The organism is Bacteroides muris (ex Fokt et al. 2023) (assembly GCF_024704895.1).
GTDB lineage: Bacteria > Bacteroidota > Bacteroidia > Bacteroidales > Bacteroidaceae > Bacteroides > Bacteroides muris.
Genome location: NZ_JAMZEE010000008.1, coordinates 27,000 through 43,783, shown reverse-complemented (window position 1 = coordinate 43,783; position 16,784 = coordinate 27,000). Strand labels below are relative to the sequence as shown.

10 protein-coding genes are annotated in these 16,784 nt (G+C 51.0%); all 10 read right to left on the bottom strand.

The window, feature by feature from the left end; genetic code table 11:
* Positions 1-14 precede the first annotated feature (14 nt).
* Complete coding sequence (locus tag M1B78_RS04905; protein ID WP_257940059.1) at positions 15-854, bottom strand: BadF/BadG/BcrA/BcrD ATPase family protein; 840 nt, start codon at positions 852-854, stop codon at positions 15-17.
* Positions 855-920: 66 nt separating this feature from the next.
* Positions 921-2,105 carry an acyltransferase family protein gene (locus M1B78_RS04900; protein WP_136008904.1) on the bottom strand — a complete coding sequence of 395 codons (1,185 nt, stop codon included), beginning with the start codon at positions 2,103-2,105 and terminating at the stop codon, positions 921-923.
* A gap of 33 nt (positions 2,106-2,138) precedes the next feature.
* Positions 2,139-5,114 carry an FAD-binding and (Fe-S)-binding domain-containing protein gene (locus tag M1B78_RS04895; RefSeq protein WP_257940058.1) on the bottom strand — a complete coding sequence of 992 codons (2,976 nt, stop codon included), beginning with the start codon at positions 5,112-5,114 and terminating at the stop codon, positions 2,139-2,141.
* Between the two features lie 154 nt (positions 5,115-5,268).
* Positions 5,269-6,510, bottom strand: a complete 1,242-nt coding sequence (locus tag M1B78_RS04890) for an exo-beta-N-acetylmuramidase NamZ family protein (RefSeq protein WP_257940057.1) — start codon at positions 6,508-6,510, stop codon at positions 5,269-5,271.
* A 34-nt stretch (positions 6,511-6,544) separates the two neighbouring features.
* A complete protein-coding gene (locus M1B78_RS04885) occupies positions 6,545-7,867 on the bottom strand; it encodes an MFS transporter (RefSeq protein ID WP_257940056.1) in 1,323 nt (440 codons plus the stop codon).
* 27 nt (positions 7,868-7,894) lie between these two features.
* Positions 7,895-9,214 (bottom strand): SpoIID/LytB domain-containing protein, encoded by a 1,320-nt coding sequence (locus M1B78_RS04880; RefSeq protein WP_257940055.1) that lies wholly within the window; start codon positions 9,212-9,214, stop codon positions 7,895-7,897.
* 41 nt (positions 9,215-9,255) lie between these two features.
* Positions 9,256-10,188, bottom strand: a complete 933-nt coding sequence (locus M1B78_RS04875) for a DUF4922 domain-containing protein (RefSeq protein WP_257940054.1) — start codon at positions 10,186-10,188, stop codon at positions 9,256-9,258.
* 100 nt (positions 10,189-10,288) lie between these two features.
* A complete protein-coding gene (locus M1B78_RS04870; protein WP_257940053.1) occupies positions 10,289-11,761 on the bottom strand; it encodes a glycosyltransferase family 2 protein in 1,473 nt (490 codons plus the stop codon).
* A gap of 24 nt (positions 11,762-11,785) precedes the next feature.
* The gene (locus tag M1B78_RS04865; RefSeq protein ID WP_257940052.1) at positions 11,786-13,645 is read right to left on the bottom strand and encodes a PQQ-binding-like beta-propeller repeat protein; all 1,860 of its coding nucleotides are present in this window, start codon (positions 13,643-13,645) and stop codon (positions 11,786-11,788) included.
* A 19-nt stretch (positions 13,646-13,664) separates the two neighbouring features.
* On the bottom strand, positions 13,665-16,769 hold the full coding sequence (locus M1B78_RS04860) for a xanthan lyase (RefSeq protein ID WP_257940051.1): 3,105 nt from the start codon (positions 16,767-16,769) through the stop codon (positions 13,665-13,667).
* Between the last annotated feature and the right edge of the window lie 15 nt (positions 16,770-16,784).

Sequence of the window (16,784 nt, the reverse complement as noted above, 5' to 3'; positions counted from 1 at the left end):
ACGATTTGTCACTTTCAGTTGTGATATTTGATGAGTCCTTCCATGGGGCTCTTGATGATTGCACCCAGTTGGATACCCATTTCTTGGGCAGCTTCTGCCAGAATTTCCTTGTAATAGAAGGCTACTGAACCGATGAAATGTACTTTTTGATGTTGATAGTCTTCATATTGCATGACGTTGCGTTTAAGGAATGCCTTAAAGCTGTTCAGCACCAGAGCGCGTACACAAGGTTCGCCCAGGTTCTGTGCAAGAAATGGTGACAAGCTTGCCAGGAAACGGTTGGGGAAAGGTTTACGGTAGACGCGGTCGATGATATCGGCAGGTGTCAGGTCGAACTGTTTGAGGAATTTCTCTTTAAGCTCGGGTGTCATCTGATTTTTCAAGATATCGCCTACCAACAGTTTGCCCAAACAGGCTCCGCTGCCTTCGTCTCCCAAGATGAATCCCAGAGGAGATACATTGGTGACAATACTTTTCCCGTCATAACAACATGAGTTGGAGCCGGTTCCCATGATGCAGGCAATGCCTGAGTCATGTCCGCAGAGGCCACGTGCGGCAGCCAGCATATCGGTATTGACTTCCACTTTATTTTTCACATTGAGGTGTTTGGTAATGGCACGGTGCACCATACTTATCTTGTCGGGAAATCCGCATCCTGCACCATAAAAGTATACGGCATCCAGTTCGCTTGTCTTCAGCTGAGGTAATAGTGCTGTTGCTATTTCATTACTGATTTCCTCTTCCGACTGAAAGAAAGGGTTCGTCCCTTTCGTGAATATCTGTTGGAGAAGTACTCCATTCTCTACAACACACCAATCGGTCTTTGTAGAGCCACTGTCTGCTATTAGAATCATATAAATAATGTTTAATGTTCAATGATTGATGTTTAATGTTCAATGATTAACGGGGATGTTCAATCATTATATTTTGATATATATTTTTCGTTTGTACAACTGGTAGCCGATACACCAGTTAATGGCGATAAACAGCAGGGCAAAGGCAAGGGAACCGGCGGTTTCACCGAAAACGGGCATGAGGACTATATTATATAAGAATCTGTGTACACTGATGCTGCCGTCTCCCCACGAGAAACTGATGCTGCCGAAAAGTATGCTAAGTACGCCGCCCAATACATACATGAACAGCGGATTCACACCGAATGCCTCGAAAAACATGCTCCACTTCTTATTGCCTTTCACATCAATAATCCAGATAAGCAATGCCAGAAAACTGGATGCCAGTCCGCAAGTGACGAGTACGTAGGTAGGAGACCATATTTTCTTGTTGATAGGACAACCGTAGCTCAGCAGGAAACCGGAGAAAGTAAGGATGACACCTGCCAGAAACAAGGTGATAAGCTGCGAATTGAGAAATGAAGCACGGTCTTCCGACTTGTTGCCATCCAGCATCAGCCGTCCTACACAGAAGCCCAGCAACACGTGTGCAATGGCAGGGATTGTGCTTAACAGCCCTTCGGGGTCTATGCCGTTATCCTTGTACATGTGTGCAGGGGTTAGGATGGCACGGTCTACCACGGAAAGAATGTTCGTCTCATCATAGGCGAAACCGTTGCCACACATCAACAGGATGAAGTAGCCTGCCAATAGGCCGGCTATCAGATAAGGTATATGCTTATGCTTCATGGTTAGCGCAATGATGGAGGTTGCACCGTAGCAAAGCGCTAGCCGTTGCATGACACCCAAGATACGGGTACGTTCGAATGTCCAGACGGAAGCCCATAGCTTTTCTCCGAAACTGAGATCGTCCGGAGCTGAAGCCCAATAATAGCAGAAACGCGAGAACCAGCCGATGGCCATGCCGATGAGGAAAATGACGATGGTACGTTTCAGTATTTTCATACCGGCGGCATAGCTGAACTCGAAGTTGTATTTCTTCAGGGAAATGTATGTGGAAATTCCCATGATAAACATGAAGAAGGGAAAGACGAGGTCGGTGGGGGTCAGGCCGTTCCACTCTGCATGCCGCAAGGGGGCATAGATATGTCCCCACGAACCGGGGTTGTTTACCATAATCATACCTGCGATGGTGATACCACGGAGAATGTCGAGTGCAAGGATGCGTTTACTTACTTTGGTACTGTTCATTGTAATATTTGTGTGTTAAGTTAATTATTAATCCTAACTATCAGCCGCCTTTGTACATTCGTCTACCAGATAGGCTATGGAGACGTAGGGGATACCCGAGTTTGTTGTCAATCCGATTTCACAAGTACGGCTGTTGGAGTAGCCTATATTCACTCCGGACGCTTCTATTTGCGGACGGAGTTTGCGTAGGGCGTACGAGTTCAGCTCGGGATAGGTGAATCCCCGGTCTCCGGCAAAACCGCAGCAGCCTACTTCTTCCGGCACGATGACTTTGCTGGAACAGAGGCGTGCAAGGGCTATAATGGTATCTGCCAGTCCCATTTTCCGCATGGAGCAGGTGATGTGGACTGTTACGGGGCGATTGATGGGTGTGAAAATCAGCTTGTCACGTAAGAAGACATAGATGAATTCTGCAGGTTCATACAGTTTCATTTTCTTGATACATTCGCGCATGCGGTGCAGACAAGGGCTTTGGTCACAGAGGATGGGGTATTTGCCTTGTTCGCTGGCTTCCCAAAGTGCGGCTTCCAATTCGGCTGTCTTGCGGTCGGCGATGTCCAGCATCCCTTTGCTTTCCCAAATGGTGCCACAGCAAAGCTTGTCCATATCTTTCGGGAAGATGATTTCGTAACCGGCTTTTTGCAACAAAGACACCATTTTATTTACCAATGGCTGCTCTACGGGAGACTTCTTGGCCAGGCCCATGGTCTGGTTGATGCAGCTGGGGAAATAAACTACGGCCTCTCTCTCCTTGCCTCCTTCTCCGTAGGGAGGGTGAGTAGATGCTTTTGCTTTATCATAAAGGGGGAGAGGCTGGAAGGGCTTTGGCATAGCCGGCGTCCATAGAGGTATGCCTAATGCATTGTGCAGGCCTTTGGTAATACTACTCATGGCCTTTGTCCCTAATAGGGAGTGGCTGAAGTTGGCCAAGGACAATGTGGGACGCAGTGCACTCTTGACACCGGCGAAATGATTGGCGGCAAAGTCTCCGGCTTTGTATCCCAGGCTGCCTTTGGGCAATGCTTCCCGGCGGATTATATGGGTAAGGTCGCCCGTATTGATACCCATCGGGCACGACATGGAGCAGAGGCCGTCTCCGGCGCAAGTCTGGTTGCCGGGATAGCGGTATTGCTTTTCGAGCAGTGCAAGGCGTGTCGGGTCTTCACCGCTTTGTTTCAACCGGGATATTTCGCGCTGCAACACGATGCGCTGGCGCGAGGAAAGGGTAAAGCCGCAGGAGAGACAGTTGACTTCGCAGAAACCGCACTCGATACACTTGTTTAACCGAGAGTGGATAGTGGATAGCTGGGAATGGGATACTGTGTCATTTCTTCCTTTTCCATTTTCCATCAATAAGGGCAACGGCTTGAAGTTCTTGATATGGCATTGCGGGTCATCATTGAATATGACACCGGGGTTCAGCAATCCTTGCGGGTCAAACAGCTCTTTGACGGCTTTCATGACTTTGTAGGCGTCATCTCTCCATTCATGGCGGACGAAGGGAGCCATATTCCGACCCGTACCATGCTCGGCTTTCAGGGAACCGTCATATTTGTCTACTACCAAGGTCTTGATGTCATTCATCAAGTTTTCGTAACGTCGCACTTCAGCTTGGGTACTGAAGGATTGGTTGATGATGAAGTGGTAGTTTCCTTCAAGAGCATGGCCATAGATGCAGGCGTCGTCATATCCGTGGCGGGCTATGAGTTGTTGCAACTCTGCCGTTGCTTCCGGAAGGTCTTCAATGTGGAAGGCTATGTCCTCGATGAGGCAAGTGGTTCCCGGCCGGCGGGTACCTCCTACCGAAGGGAAGATGCCGGAACGGATGGCCCAGTATTTGGAATATTCTTCCGGCCGGTCGGTGAAGCGTACCGGAATATAAGTAGTGAAGGCTTGCAGGCATGCTTCGATGGCAGATATGTTCTGTTGTAGTTCTTCCGGGGTGCGGGCTTTGGTTTCGGTCAGCACTGCGGTCAGTCCGGTTTCGTCACCCGGCTCTACGCCGGGGAGGGCAGAGGAGGCAACTTCACCTTTGTATTTCAGGAATACGGGGTCGCTGACGGAGGAAAGGCTCTTGTAGTCCAGCATTTCAGCCCCTTTTACTGTCCATTCGCCGGTTTCGTCGACCAGCTTCTTCATGGCTACCACGGCGCGGCTCGCTTCTTTGATGCTCTTGAAGTAGAGCATGGCGCTGGCCTTGTAGGGATAGTCATATTCGGTCTTCATCGTCACTTCCGAAAGGAACGCCAGAGTACCTTCGGAACCTACCATGAGGTGGGCGATGATTTCGAACGGGTCGTCGAAACGGACAAAAGGCAGCAGATTGAGTCCGGTTACGTTTTTGATGGAGTATTTGTAACGGATGCGTTCGGCCAGTTTTTCGTTGGCGCGTATTTCGTCGCGCAGTATGCAGATGCGGCGGATGAAGTCGCGATGGGTCACTTCGAAGGAAGCGCGGCTGACGGGATTTCCGGTATCCAGCAGGGTGCCGTCCATCAGGATGATGCGGGCGGAAACAAGCACTTTGTCGCTGTTGGCATGCGTGCCGCAATTCATGCCGGAAGCATTGTTCATGACGATGCCGCCCACCATGGCGCTTTTCACCGAGGCGGGATCGGGGGCAAACTTGCGACCGTAGGGGGCCAGCAACTCGTTTACACGCTGTCCGATGATGCCCGGTTGGAGGGTTATCTGTTCATGGTCGGCAGATATGCTGTATTTTTCCCAATTCTTGCCGGCTACGATGAGGATGGAGTCACTAATGGCTTGGCCCGACAAACTGGTTCCTGCCGCCCGGAAGGTGGCGGGCAGTTTGTGGCGGCTCGCCAGTTTCAACAGTTGTGAAACTTCGTCCTCGTCTTTCGAACGGATTACAATCTGGGGAATCAGGCGGTAGAAACCGGCATCCGTACCCCAAGCCAGCCGGCGAAGTTCGTCGGTATAAATTCTTTCCTGCGGAATGAATTGTTTTGCTTCCTGCAGGAAAGCCATGTAACTATGCTCTTTCATGTTCACTTTTTTTTATTGCATCACTTCGCTTCAAAGTGCTCTGTAAACGTGTCTTACGAGGGGGTACATTCAGTCGTATACTGAATATATTTAAGTATACGACTGAAATAGTCTTCGTATCAGGTTCTTTTCCCTTCCTTATTTATCTGTGAATTTATTTATATAAATAATACTTTTTCGACAACTTACGGAAGTCTTCGGCATCTTTATACCAGTAGTCGCGTATGTCCTCCCAACGGTTCCGCTTTGAGAAGCGCTCGCGTATCTGCCGCGAACCGCTTACCTTGTCGAACATCGAGAAACGTCCCTTGTCGGCATGGTCAAACACGGCACGGTCTGGATAGAGGGCGGCGACTTCTTGCATGACCAGGAATTGCAGGTCGCTCAACGGTGCTTTGCCGAAATCTATAATGTGCACTTGCACGCCTTGCAGCAACTCGCCTTTGCCTACACTGTAGAACGGTTTCAGGTACATCGGCCTAAAGATAACCCCCGGTACGTTCAGACGGTTCAGGCTTCCGGCCAGCTTCTCCGCTTCCACCCACGGCGCGGCAAACATCTGGAACGGAATGGTATAGCCCACACCAATGGACATATATCCCAGCTCGCCCAAGATGCCACTGACGGGATAGAAGAATGCAGAATGTGGATGTGGAATGTGTGGAGAGGAAGGAACCCATTGCAGTCCGGTTTGGGTATAATCCATCTTGCGTTTCCAGCCTTTCATCTCCACTATGTGGAGATTGCATTGTTCCCCATCCTTCAACATCTTCTCGCCATTGAGCATCAGTGCCAGCTCACCGCAAGTGAGGGCGTAAAGGTACGGAATTTTAAACTGGCTTACAAAAGAAATGCAATCATCTTCAACCAGATTGCCTTCAATTTTCAGTCCGCCTACGGGATTGGGCCGGTCCAGCACGATGAATTCCTTGCCGTTTTCGGCGGCGGCTTCCATAGCCAGTCCCATGGTACTGATGTAGGTAAAGGAACGGCAACCGATGTCTTGGATGTCATATACCAATACATCCACGTCTTTCAGCATGTCCGGTGTGGCTTTGCGGGTCTTTCCATAAAGCGAGTAGACGGGCAGTCCGGTAGTTGCGTCTTTGATGTCCGTCACATGGTCGCCTGCGTGCACATCGCCGCGCACGCCGTGTTCGGGGCCGTAGAGTGCCACAAGATTTACGTTCGGCGCCTCGTGCAGTATGTCGATGGTGGACTTCATCCGGTTGTCCACTCCCGTCGGGTTGGTAATCAACCCTACACGCTTACCTTCCAGGCATCGGAAATTCTGTTCTTTCAGTACCTCGATACCAGTCTTTATTCTTATCTTCTGTGCTTGCATCGCACCTCCGCAGAGGAGGCAGAGTAAGGATATTACAATAATCTTTTTCATCACTGATCACTGATAATTAAACATTCATCATTCATCATTTTTTCCCATATTCCGGGTCTATTCTTCTGTCTGCAAAGAGGGTGACCACAACCGTGGCGAAACAGCATATCATTACCAACCAGAAGAAGTCGGTATATCCGATAGCCTCCTGGATATATCCCGCAAACATACCCGGAATCATCATGCTCAGTGCCATGAATGCGGTGCAGATGGCATAGTGGGATGTTTTGAATTCACCTTCGGAGAAGTACATCATGTAGAGCATGTAGGCCGTGAAACCGAAGCCGTAGCCAAATTGCTCAATGGCGATGGCGGTTGAGATAGCAAACAGATTGTCGGGCTGGGCAATGGCAAGATAGACAAACGTCAGGCATGGCAGAGTCATGCATCCTGCCATCCACCAGATGGATTTTTTCAAGCCAATGCGTGATGCGAACAATCCTCCGAGGATACCGCCCAGGGTGAGGAATATGACTCCGATGGTGCCGTATACGATACCTACTTCTGCTGTCGATAGTTCCAGACCTCCCGATTCTTTGGAGGCAACCAGGAAGGGCATGCACATTTTGATGAGGAATGCCTCAGGCAGGCGGTACAGCAACATGAATACGATGGCCAGCAATGCACCCGGTTTGGTGAAGTAGGTGGCGAATGTTCGTCCGAATTCCCTGAATATGGCTCCTGCAGTGGCGGCATCGGCTGCCAGTGTAGACTTGTCAGAGGCGGGTTTAGGGACTGCAAAGAGGTGATAGAACGTCACCAGGCTGAACAGAACGGCTGTAACCAGTATCGTGATGGTCCATGACAGCGGAATGTTCTCGGTCTTCAGTTCGATGGCACCGGCAATGGCCACGAGCACGCCTTGTCCGAAGATAGAGGCAAGCCGATAAAACGTACTTCGGATGCCGACGAAGGCTGCCTGGTCACTCTGTTTCAGTGCCAGCATGTAGAAGCCGTCGGCAGCGATGTCGTGTGTGGCAGAGGCAAAAGCCGTAATGATGAAAAGCATCAGCGTGATGCTGAACATGCTGATGGGAGTTGTTCCGGCTGCCATAGTCGCCTCGTCCGGTCGTGGAATGGAGAGCGTCAGCAGAATGAATGCCACAGACATCAGAATCTGCATGGAAAGAGTCCACCATCTTTTGGTCTTGATGATGTCGACAAACGGGCTCCAGAAGGGTTTGATAGTCCAGGGCAGATAGAGCAGGCTTGTAAACAAGGCCATTTCTCCGTTCGGTACGCCCATTTTGGTAAACATCATCACGGAGATGTTGTTTACGATGAAATACGGAATACCTTGTGCAAAGTACAAGGTGGGTACCCAGGCCCATGGTGATATGTTTTTTGTATAGTTCATGATATTGATTTATTGTGTTTTATCTGATTATTCATACAGTTTGTCAATGCTTGCACCTATATAGTAGTGCAGCAGTATTTCGTCATACTTATATCCTTGCTCACCCATCACGGCGGCACCTATCTGGCAAAGCCCCACGCCATGTCCCCAACCGGCACCGGTGAGGATGAAGCGTCCGGGAATGCCTTCGGCGGACAACTCCTCCTTGTCCACCACGAAGGCGGAGCTGTAGAGGTGTGAAGTAGAGAGCGTACGGCGAATTTCCAGCTCCTTGCCGATGGTGAGCGTGCGTTTGGTTCCCACAATTTTCAGTTTCCAGAGGCGTCCGCTGGTTCCGCGGGCTATGGGGATAAGGTCGATGATTTGTCCGAAGTCAATGCCCGAACGTTTCAGAATGAGGGCTGAAAGTTCTTCCTGGGTGTATTCCACCTTCCAGCGATAGAAGTCCGTAGTCTCCTGGTCGTAGTTGTTGAGTACCTGCGAGAGGATTTTCTTGTCGGTGGTGTTGCAGAATGCTTCGGGGGAGGTGCGAATCCAGCGGTTCGCTTCGGCTTCCTGCGTCAGATCGGGTAGCGTGGTGGGCGTTTTGCTGTCTTGCTGTCGGGTGAGATAGGGGTATTTGATGTCTTCCCAGCAGTATTGGAACTCCTCGAAAGCACCGCCGCAGCATTTGGAAAAACGGGCGTCGCAAATCTTTCCGTCGGACGTCAGCACTTGGCCGCGGGTAGCGGAGATGGCTTGTTTCACAATATTAGTGGATGCACGCGTAATGCCTTGGTAGCGCTGACAATGGTCGTCAGCGCATACATCGAAACGTGTGTGGTCCTCTCGGTCGTACCAGCGAATCAGCTCTTCGTCGGTCTGCGTAAAGGCCGAGTAGTTGGCTTGGGCTTCGGTGATTTCCTTATTCTTCTGTATTTGTGCCAGTAGCCAGCTCCGGGAGATGACAGCATGTGCCTTGAGCAGTTCCAGAGAAGCGGTGGCACTCATTTCAGAAGAGATGACGCTGGTCAGATAATCTTCTACATGGATGACGTTGATGCCGGTGAGCTTTCCATTCTCAACGATGATTTTGAGGGCACCCGGAAAACGCTGGTCTTCCTTGCGCTCCCAATGGAAATTGATGCCGATGGTAACGTCCAATAGTTCGAAGGCATCGGTCTGCTCGTGTTGCGGTTCGAACAGCAGTTCGTCATACCGGCGTCCGTTCCAAAGAATCTTTCCTTCGTCGTAGGTCACTACCTGCTTGCCGCTGACTTCCGTTCCGTCCATGCGATACGGGTTCAGCAAAACGAATTCTATCTGCGGTTCAAACAGGATGCCTACTTGTACTTTGGGCTCTTTCATAATGGTATTTCTTTAAAATTAGAGTTCTTGGATTTCAGAAGTCACATTTTTTCCCTGATACGCTGCCGTATCTTGTGGAAGTCTGTGGCAGAGAGGCATACCTCACTTAATATCTGTGCCACATCTTCCGCAGTGATTTTCAAGAAATCCTTTTCTACGGGGGTGATAAAGACACCTCCCAAGTCGACGGATGCCGGACTGCTCAGCAGATTGGCTTCTCCTTCGGCGGTGTAGCAGGTGGGACGGTGCTTCTCGCGCGGGAAGATAAAGACCACCCAACGGTCGGCCTCGTACATGGCCAGTACATTCATCATCGGCTCGTCTTCTTCGGGTTTCGTGTCCAGAGAGCGGTAAACGATGTCGAACAGGTCTGCCGCATCCTCCTTGGAGGCGGACTCAATCACAAGCGTGGCTCTGGGGGCATCGTCAAGATACCACAGTACTGCCTTCCTATAATCGGCTATTTTCCCGGCGGTCTGTCCGCGCCAGTCCTTTTCAATGGGCATGAAGCCTTTGTTTCCTGCTTGGAAATGGGCATGGTCGGGGGCGGAAGCGCCACATTTGGGACCGTTGTAGAAGATGGTGTAATCCGTCAGCGCCTCGGCCAGCTCCAGCATGTCGGTGAAGCGGGTAGCTATGCGTTGTGGGGTATGTGCCAGTTCCGGTACCGTCAGGTGACGGGGGAAGATGGGGAACGGATTCACCAGGATATGGTAGTGTCCACCAAACGAGATGCCTTTCTGTACCGGTGGCAGGTTTGCCGGGCACAGAAAGCATTTCCGTGCCCGGATGGACTTGGCATCCACCTTGGCACCGGAGGAAACGATGCGTGCGGGGTTGAACTGTACCTTATAAGGTATGCCGTTTACATTCAGCTCTTTCACCCGCACTCCGGAGAGGGCGGCATAGTTGTTGCGTGCCGTCTCCCAGGATGCCAGTTGTTCAGTCAGAAGATTGTGTATCGTTTGATTCATTTGATTTTTTAAATTAGTGATTATAAGCGTTCTGTCAAACACTGGTGTCTGTCACGTCAAACACCAATGCCTGAAAAGCGCGAGTGCAAGCTGTTGACATTTAATGCTTTGTTTCATTCTTTTTGTTCATTTCTATGCGTGCCTGGAGTTCCCAAGTACGGATACGGTCTTTGTAAAGGTTGTGTCCGTTCATCTTTACAATATCCAGCGACGCATCGGAATTGTCGTCCCAGCGGCGGCAGAGGTAGACCACGTCGTACACGCGTCCTATCTGGTACTGGCGAGAGAAGTTCAGTCCCAGCGCATAGTCTTCGCCATAGCTGGTATTGGGTACTTTCACTTCGCGCAGCACCGGAGTGTAGAAGGCGCGCGGGGCACCCAGACCGTTGATGCGGAGGGCGTTGTTGCGTCCGTTTGCCGGAGTCCATTCCTTGTGGTCGATGATGCCCGGAGCAATCATGTTCATGTTGAAGTCCGTCATCATATAGGTGCCTACCACCATGGCGCAATTCTGTTCGTAGAAGGCGCGGACTATGATGGCAAGTGTGTTTTCGTCTTTGTATACGTCGTCGCTGTCCAGCTGCACGGCAAACTTGCCGCACTTTGGGTGGTGTACACCCATATTCCAGCAACCGCCGATGCCGAGGTCGCTGCGTTCGGGGATGATATGGATGACGCGTTCGTCGTCCTTGAAATCGTCGATGGCTTCCGTTGTGCCGTCTGTGGAATGGTTGTCGATGATGATAAGATTATATTTAAAGTCTGCCTTCTGCATCAATACAGATTTGATGGCGTCACGGATGGTACGGATGCGGTTGCGTACCGGAATGATGACGGAGGCCTCATATTCGAAGTTACCGGCAGAGAACTCAATCTTCTTGAATTCCGGTGCCAGATACCCCCCGATTTCTTTCAGATGTTCGGTGCATGCCTGCTCCATCTCAATCTGGCGGTCACGGTTTTTGGGGTCTACATAGTCGAAAATCTTTTCGCCGCTCTTGCGGGTATCGTTTTCCACCTCGCTGTATAAGTATTCGTTGATATGTACCAAGTCTGAATGTTGGCTCAATTTCAAGCGCAGGTCGTAAAGTCCGGCGAAGTTGTAGTCAGACTTCATGTGCCCAGCGGCTTCCTTTAGTTTTTCGGTGTTGAAAAGGAGCAGGGAGCCAAAGTTGAAGTCATCCCTCAAGGAACCGAATTGGTAGTCGATTACCGGAGCATTGCTTTGCTTGCCGTCTGCTATTTGGTAGTGGTCGGCATATACCATACCGGCGCTTGAATCTTCAAGGATGTGTATCATACGTTCCAGTGCAAACATACCCATTTCGAGCGTGGTTTCTTTGGTATAAAGCAATGTGTATTCTCCCTTGGCTGCATTAGCAATAGCTTTGAGGGTTGCACTGCTGTAGGGCATGTCTACAAACAATATTTCGCAGCCCGGGAGCGATTCCAGAGTGGTATCGGTCGTGATTAACCGGATTTCTTCTATAAGTCCTGTCGCCTGTAGGCTGTTTACTGTTTTTTCTACTTGTTCTTTTCCTGCGTAGGGAAGAAAGCAACTGATTTTATTCATGATATATCTTTTAATTTTTAATTCTCAATTTTTAATTCTCAGAAGTCCCGTTTCCCCGCTGGTTGCCGTGAACAGAACTTCGTGACCGTTCAACGGAACTACGGTACTGATGAGTGAATTCCCTATTTTATGTTTCCACAGTACTTTGCCTGTTTTTCCTTCCAGTGCGAAGATAAGTCCTTCTTTGGTACTGCCAAACATTACCCCCTCTTTTTCCACTTGCATGGAGGGGGCATGCTCATAACCGAAACCTACATTGGTTGCCCACAACTCCCGCGGAGCATCTCCTCGGGCTGCATAGCAAACAATGCTGTCGTTCATCGTCTTGCTGTAGATACGTTCACCGTCTTCGGAAAGTCCGATGGTCTCGCGCACCATGGACTGAAAGGTGCGCCACACGGTATTGCCCGTATGGATGTCTATGGCGGTCATGGCGCGTTGCGGGTCGGTAATGAATACTTTGCCGTTGGCGGCCACCGGCCATACGGCGGCAGGAGAGAAGTGCATGCGGGTCAGTCCGCCCGTCCATTTCCACAACTCACGTCCGTCAGTCTTGTTCAAGGCATACAGTGTATTGTCCCATGCGCCGAAGATGACCTTGTCTTCCGTCACCAACGGCTTGGTTTCGATGTAACCCTTCACGTCGGTGTAGGTCCAGATTACTTTTCCTGTATGGATGTCTATGGCGCGGAAAGTGGCATCACTGGCACCGATGTAGGCGGTACCGTCTGCGATGGTCACGGCTCCGAGTACCGGTTCGGCAGCTCTTACCGTCCAGAGCAGGTTGCCGTCTTTGGCGTTCAATCCGTAGATGTGGCGGTCGGCAGAGCCGAATACAACGACACCTTCGCTTACGGCCGGAGTACCGACAATGCGTTTGCCGGATTCAAAGCTCCATAGCTTTTTGCCGTTTTTCAGGGTGTAGGCCGTCAGCCGTCCCATATCGTCCCCTACGAACACTTTATCTTTTTCTACGGCGGGAGAGCAGTAAATGCCTGCGCCCGTCTGCACCATCCATTGCTCCTTTACTTGCGGATATTCTTTGTTGACCGAGAAGTCGGGATATTTCTCTGCCTTTCCGTTGCGGTCGTAATATTGCTTGGTCAGCGAGAATGCTGTCCACTGCCTTTTGGACTCGCCGATACGTTGCGTGTATACCCGGATGGAATCCCCGGTTACTTCATAGATGCCGTATCCCGGTTTTCCTTCTTTGTCGCGCAGGTTGCTGCGCATCAGTACGCCCGGAATGCCGTCATAGCGTAAATCCCGGTTGCTGTGATAATGCCCGCCGATAAACAGACGCACGTTGTAGGGGCGGACGGCATCCGTCACCTCATACCAGTTGTCCACATCCCCCTCCATCAGTGGGTAGTGGGTGACAAGTATCACCGGTTTGTCTTTGCCGTTTTTATCCATTTCTTCCGTCATCCAACGGATGTCTTGCGGCACTACATGCCCGTAGGCCATACGCATCAGCGGGCCGGAGTTGAAGCCGAGGAAAAGGAATCCCTTATGCTCGAACTCGAAGCGTTCGCCGCCAAAGATTTCTCCGAAAGCGGTACAGCCGGAGTCGCTCCATTTCGTTTCATGGTTGCCTAGGACTACGTGGTAGGGTACTTTCAGCAAGTCAAGGCACGATTTCACTTTTTCCATGGTAGTACGGTCGCCTTCTTCGGTCAGGTCGCCCGTCACCAGGACAAAGTCGATACTGTCGGTGGCATTAATCTGTGCCACGGAACGCAGCAGGTCCTCAGTGGGGTTCGGATTGTTCGGGGTCAGATGAATGTCCGTCAGTTGGGCAAAACGGAATGTCCCTTGCTGTGCCTGCATCCCCAGGGGGAGCAGGCAAGCCATCAGGACGATTATTAACAGTCTTCTGTTCATAGATGATGATTGGTTGATATTATTTGTTGTCGTTGAAGAATGCCAGCACAGCATTCATGAGTGCCTCTCTTTCAGAGTCAGTACGTATGGATTCAAAAGGGAATCCCAATACAAAAGTCTTGTAGTCGCCTTGGTAGGCCACACCGGCACTCAGGTTGTTTTCAGAATACCGCATTACGGTATGTGCATCTTTGGTTGCCGGTTCAATGGCGTCCGGTGATTCCACCACATACGAATCGGCATTCAGCTCATTGTGATAGGTATAGTTTCCTGAAAGGGCGGGGAACGGAGAAGCTACGCTTTTCACCTTACCCATTGTAGCCGCTTGTCCCACACGCCACTTATATTTCAGTACTTCCATCGCAAATTTCTTGTCGGCTTCGTCGGCGGTTGCAAGGCGGTTGTCCCATAAATCCGTTCCTACAAAAGCGCCCGAAACAAAGATATTTCCACCTTGCTTACAATAAGCCGCAATAGCCTCCTGCATCGGTTTGCTGAAAGTCTTGAACTCCAACGGTTTTACGCCTCCCCGTCCTATCTTGGTTTGGCACTGCTTCCCAAGTATCAAGTCCACATACCTATACTCCCTCATATTCACCGGAGTATTCCTCTCTCCCTTTCCTACGGGGGAAAGACTTTCATTACTAACCGATACAAACGAATATCCCGCTTTTAGGATAGCGGCGCCATGTATGGCAGGATAATCGAACGTATTTCCTGCAATCACTTGAGTTTCGTAGTTCCCATAGCTGTCGCCGAAACCGGAGGCATCGTCGTCCATCCAGGGAATGGAACGGCGATATTCCTTCATCTTGCCAATGTAGCTGATGTCCCGGATATAGGGGACCCCGTGGTCTTGCTCATCCAGAAATCCGGCAAGGAGGGTGTCGGCGGGGGCGGGGACCGTAAAGTCGGCAGGGGCACTGATACGGTCGAATCCGTTTATCACCAATACGGTACCTTTGGAATTGAACGCCCGTCCGGCGGAAAGAATTTCGGAAGGAAAACTCTCGCCGCCCTTGTTGACAGCAGTTACCTTGTAGCTGCACACCATGCCGGCGGGGAGGGTGGTGCGGTAACTGTTGCCGTCCACCAATACTCCGTTGTCGAAATCTCCGTCGCCGATGCGGGTGTAGACAATGTATTTCTCTGCTACGGCAGTCGGTTCCAACGCATCCGCCACGGGTTGCCAGGTCAGTTCCACTTCATTTTCACCGGTCATGCGCAGGGCCATGTGGTCTACCGGTAGCGGTTGCACTACATAATCCATGTGGTATTGCGAGCAGAGGAACTGAAGCATGCCTTTGTAGATGGCGCGGCTTACGGTGAAACGGAAACGCGGGTCCAGTCCGTAGCGCATGTCTGCAAAGTTCTGATGGGAAAGCAGTTCGAGCAACATGGTCGGTACGCGGGGCACACGGGCTTCGTAGTAGGATTGGTTCCATTTGCCCCGGCGTGTCCATTGGGGTTCGTAGAGGGTACGCACGTCGCGCACGATGTTGGACTGAATCAAATCTGTCAGGTCGTGGCTCAGATAGCGGGATGATCCGTTGGCAAACTTCTCATTGTAGGCGTTGGTATAGTAGATGCCGAGTGTCCCGATGATGGAATCGTTCAGTGTGGTTCCTGCATCGGAGTGGAAGGCAAAGGCCATGTTGACGGGGATGTTCAGCCCTTTTTCCGTAGGGTTCACGGCAGAACCTCCGGAAAGGTAGTTCACCCAGATGCCGCGGCATTTATAGTCGTCGGTGTAGTCATTCCTGCCGTTGCTTTCTGAATATACACTGTCCGGTATTCCTGCCCATTGCAGCCAGTAGCGGGCGGCTTCGCAGAAGCGGGGATAACCGCTGACTTCCTCTTTGAATTGAGAATTGAGAATTGAGAATTGAGAATTGGCTGCGCTGTGTTCGCTTGTGAGGTTGCGGGTATCGGAGCTTTTCAGGTTTTCGGTGGCACCTTCTTCGGAGATGCAGCGAGCTATGTTTCCCATGCCGCCGCCTATCTTCACGGCGTCGGCAGTGATGACTCTGCCTGTTCGGGAGGAGAGGTTGCTTAGCACTACTTTGCATGCGCTGTTCCGGCCGGCATTGAAACCGAAGGTGCCAAGGTAAATCCAGGTGCCGCCTCCCATTTGCTGGTTCACCCTGAACTGCGTGGCGCCGCCTTTGTGATAGACGGTATAAAGGGCATCGTCAGCACTGTTTGGCAAGGTTTGGTAAGAGATATATACGGCATATTGCCCGGTCGAAGGAATTTCGGGAATCCATTCGGCAGTGCTTGCGTTTCCTTTCTTGATGGTTTCTATGGTGCGGTAGGTGCCTTCCTTGAAAGGATTCTCAAAGTCGATGTACTGGGGGCGCAGGTGGGCGAAGCCTTGTCCTTCTCCCTGGCTCCAAAGCTTGTCTCCGGAATTTTCCGTATAGACGGAACGGCCGGTCAGGCAACCGTCATTGTCTACGATGACTTCTGCCGTCTGGCAATCGCGTTCGCGGGGAAGCAGCACATTGGCACCGGCATTTTCCAGCATCGGTACGAGGAAGGGCAATACGTAGCTCTGGGTGTAGAGGTCTTCCACTGTCTGGAAGATACGTGCACGCTGCCATTCCCAGCGGTCGAGTTTTTGTTCGTAGTACCAGCCGTGGCTTTGCCATAGGGCGATGTGCCGGTTCTGCAAGCCGTTGGTGGGGGTGTAGGGGGCGGAAACGTCGGTAACCAGAGGCTTGGAAGCGACGGGATTGAATGTCTTCGTCTTTTTGTCTTTTTTACTACGCAGGACTTGGGGAACCAGTTCTTCGATGCTGCGCTTGTTGGTACGGATTTGCAGCTTGTATTTGGCAAACTCCGCCGGCAGCAGGGCGCTTACGCCTTGGTAGATTTCGGCCACATTGTCCTCACGGAAAGGAATATAGGCACAGTTCATGTTGGCAAACAGTTGCAGCGTATTTCCTTCCACGACTACTGAGTCGATGCTGATACGACCTACTGAGATTTCTTTCCGTGCAGTGGCATCCAAGAATCTCTCGATTGCTTGGCAGACATTTGTCGGAAGTCCTTGCGCGCCTCCCGCGTGGGGGAAGAGGGAGGCGGCAAGCAGACTAAGTAAAAACTGACGTCTTACAGTCATAGATGATGTATTAAG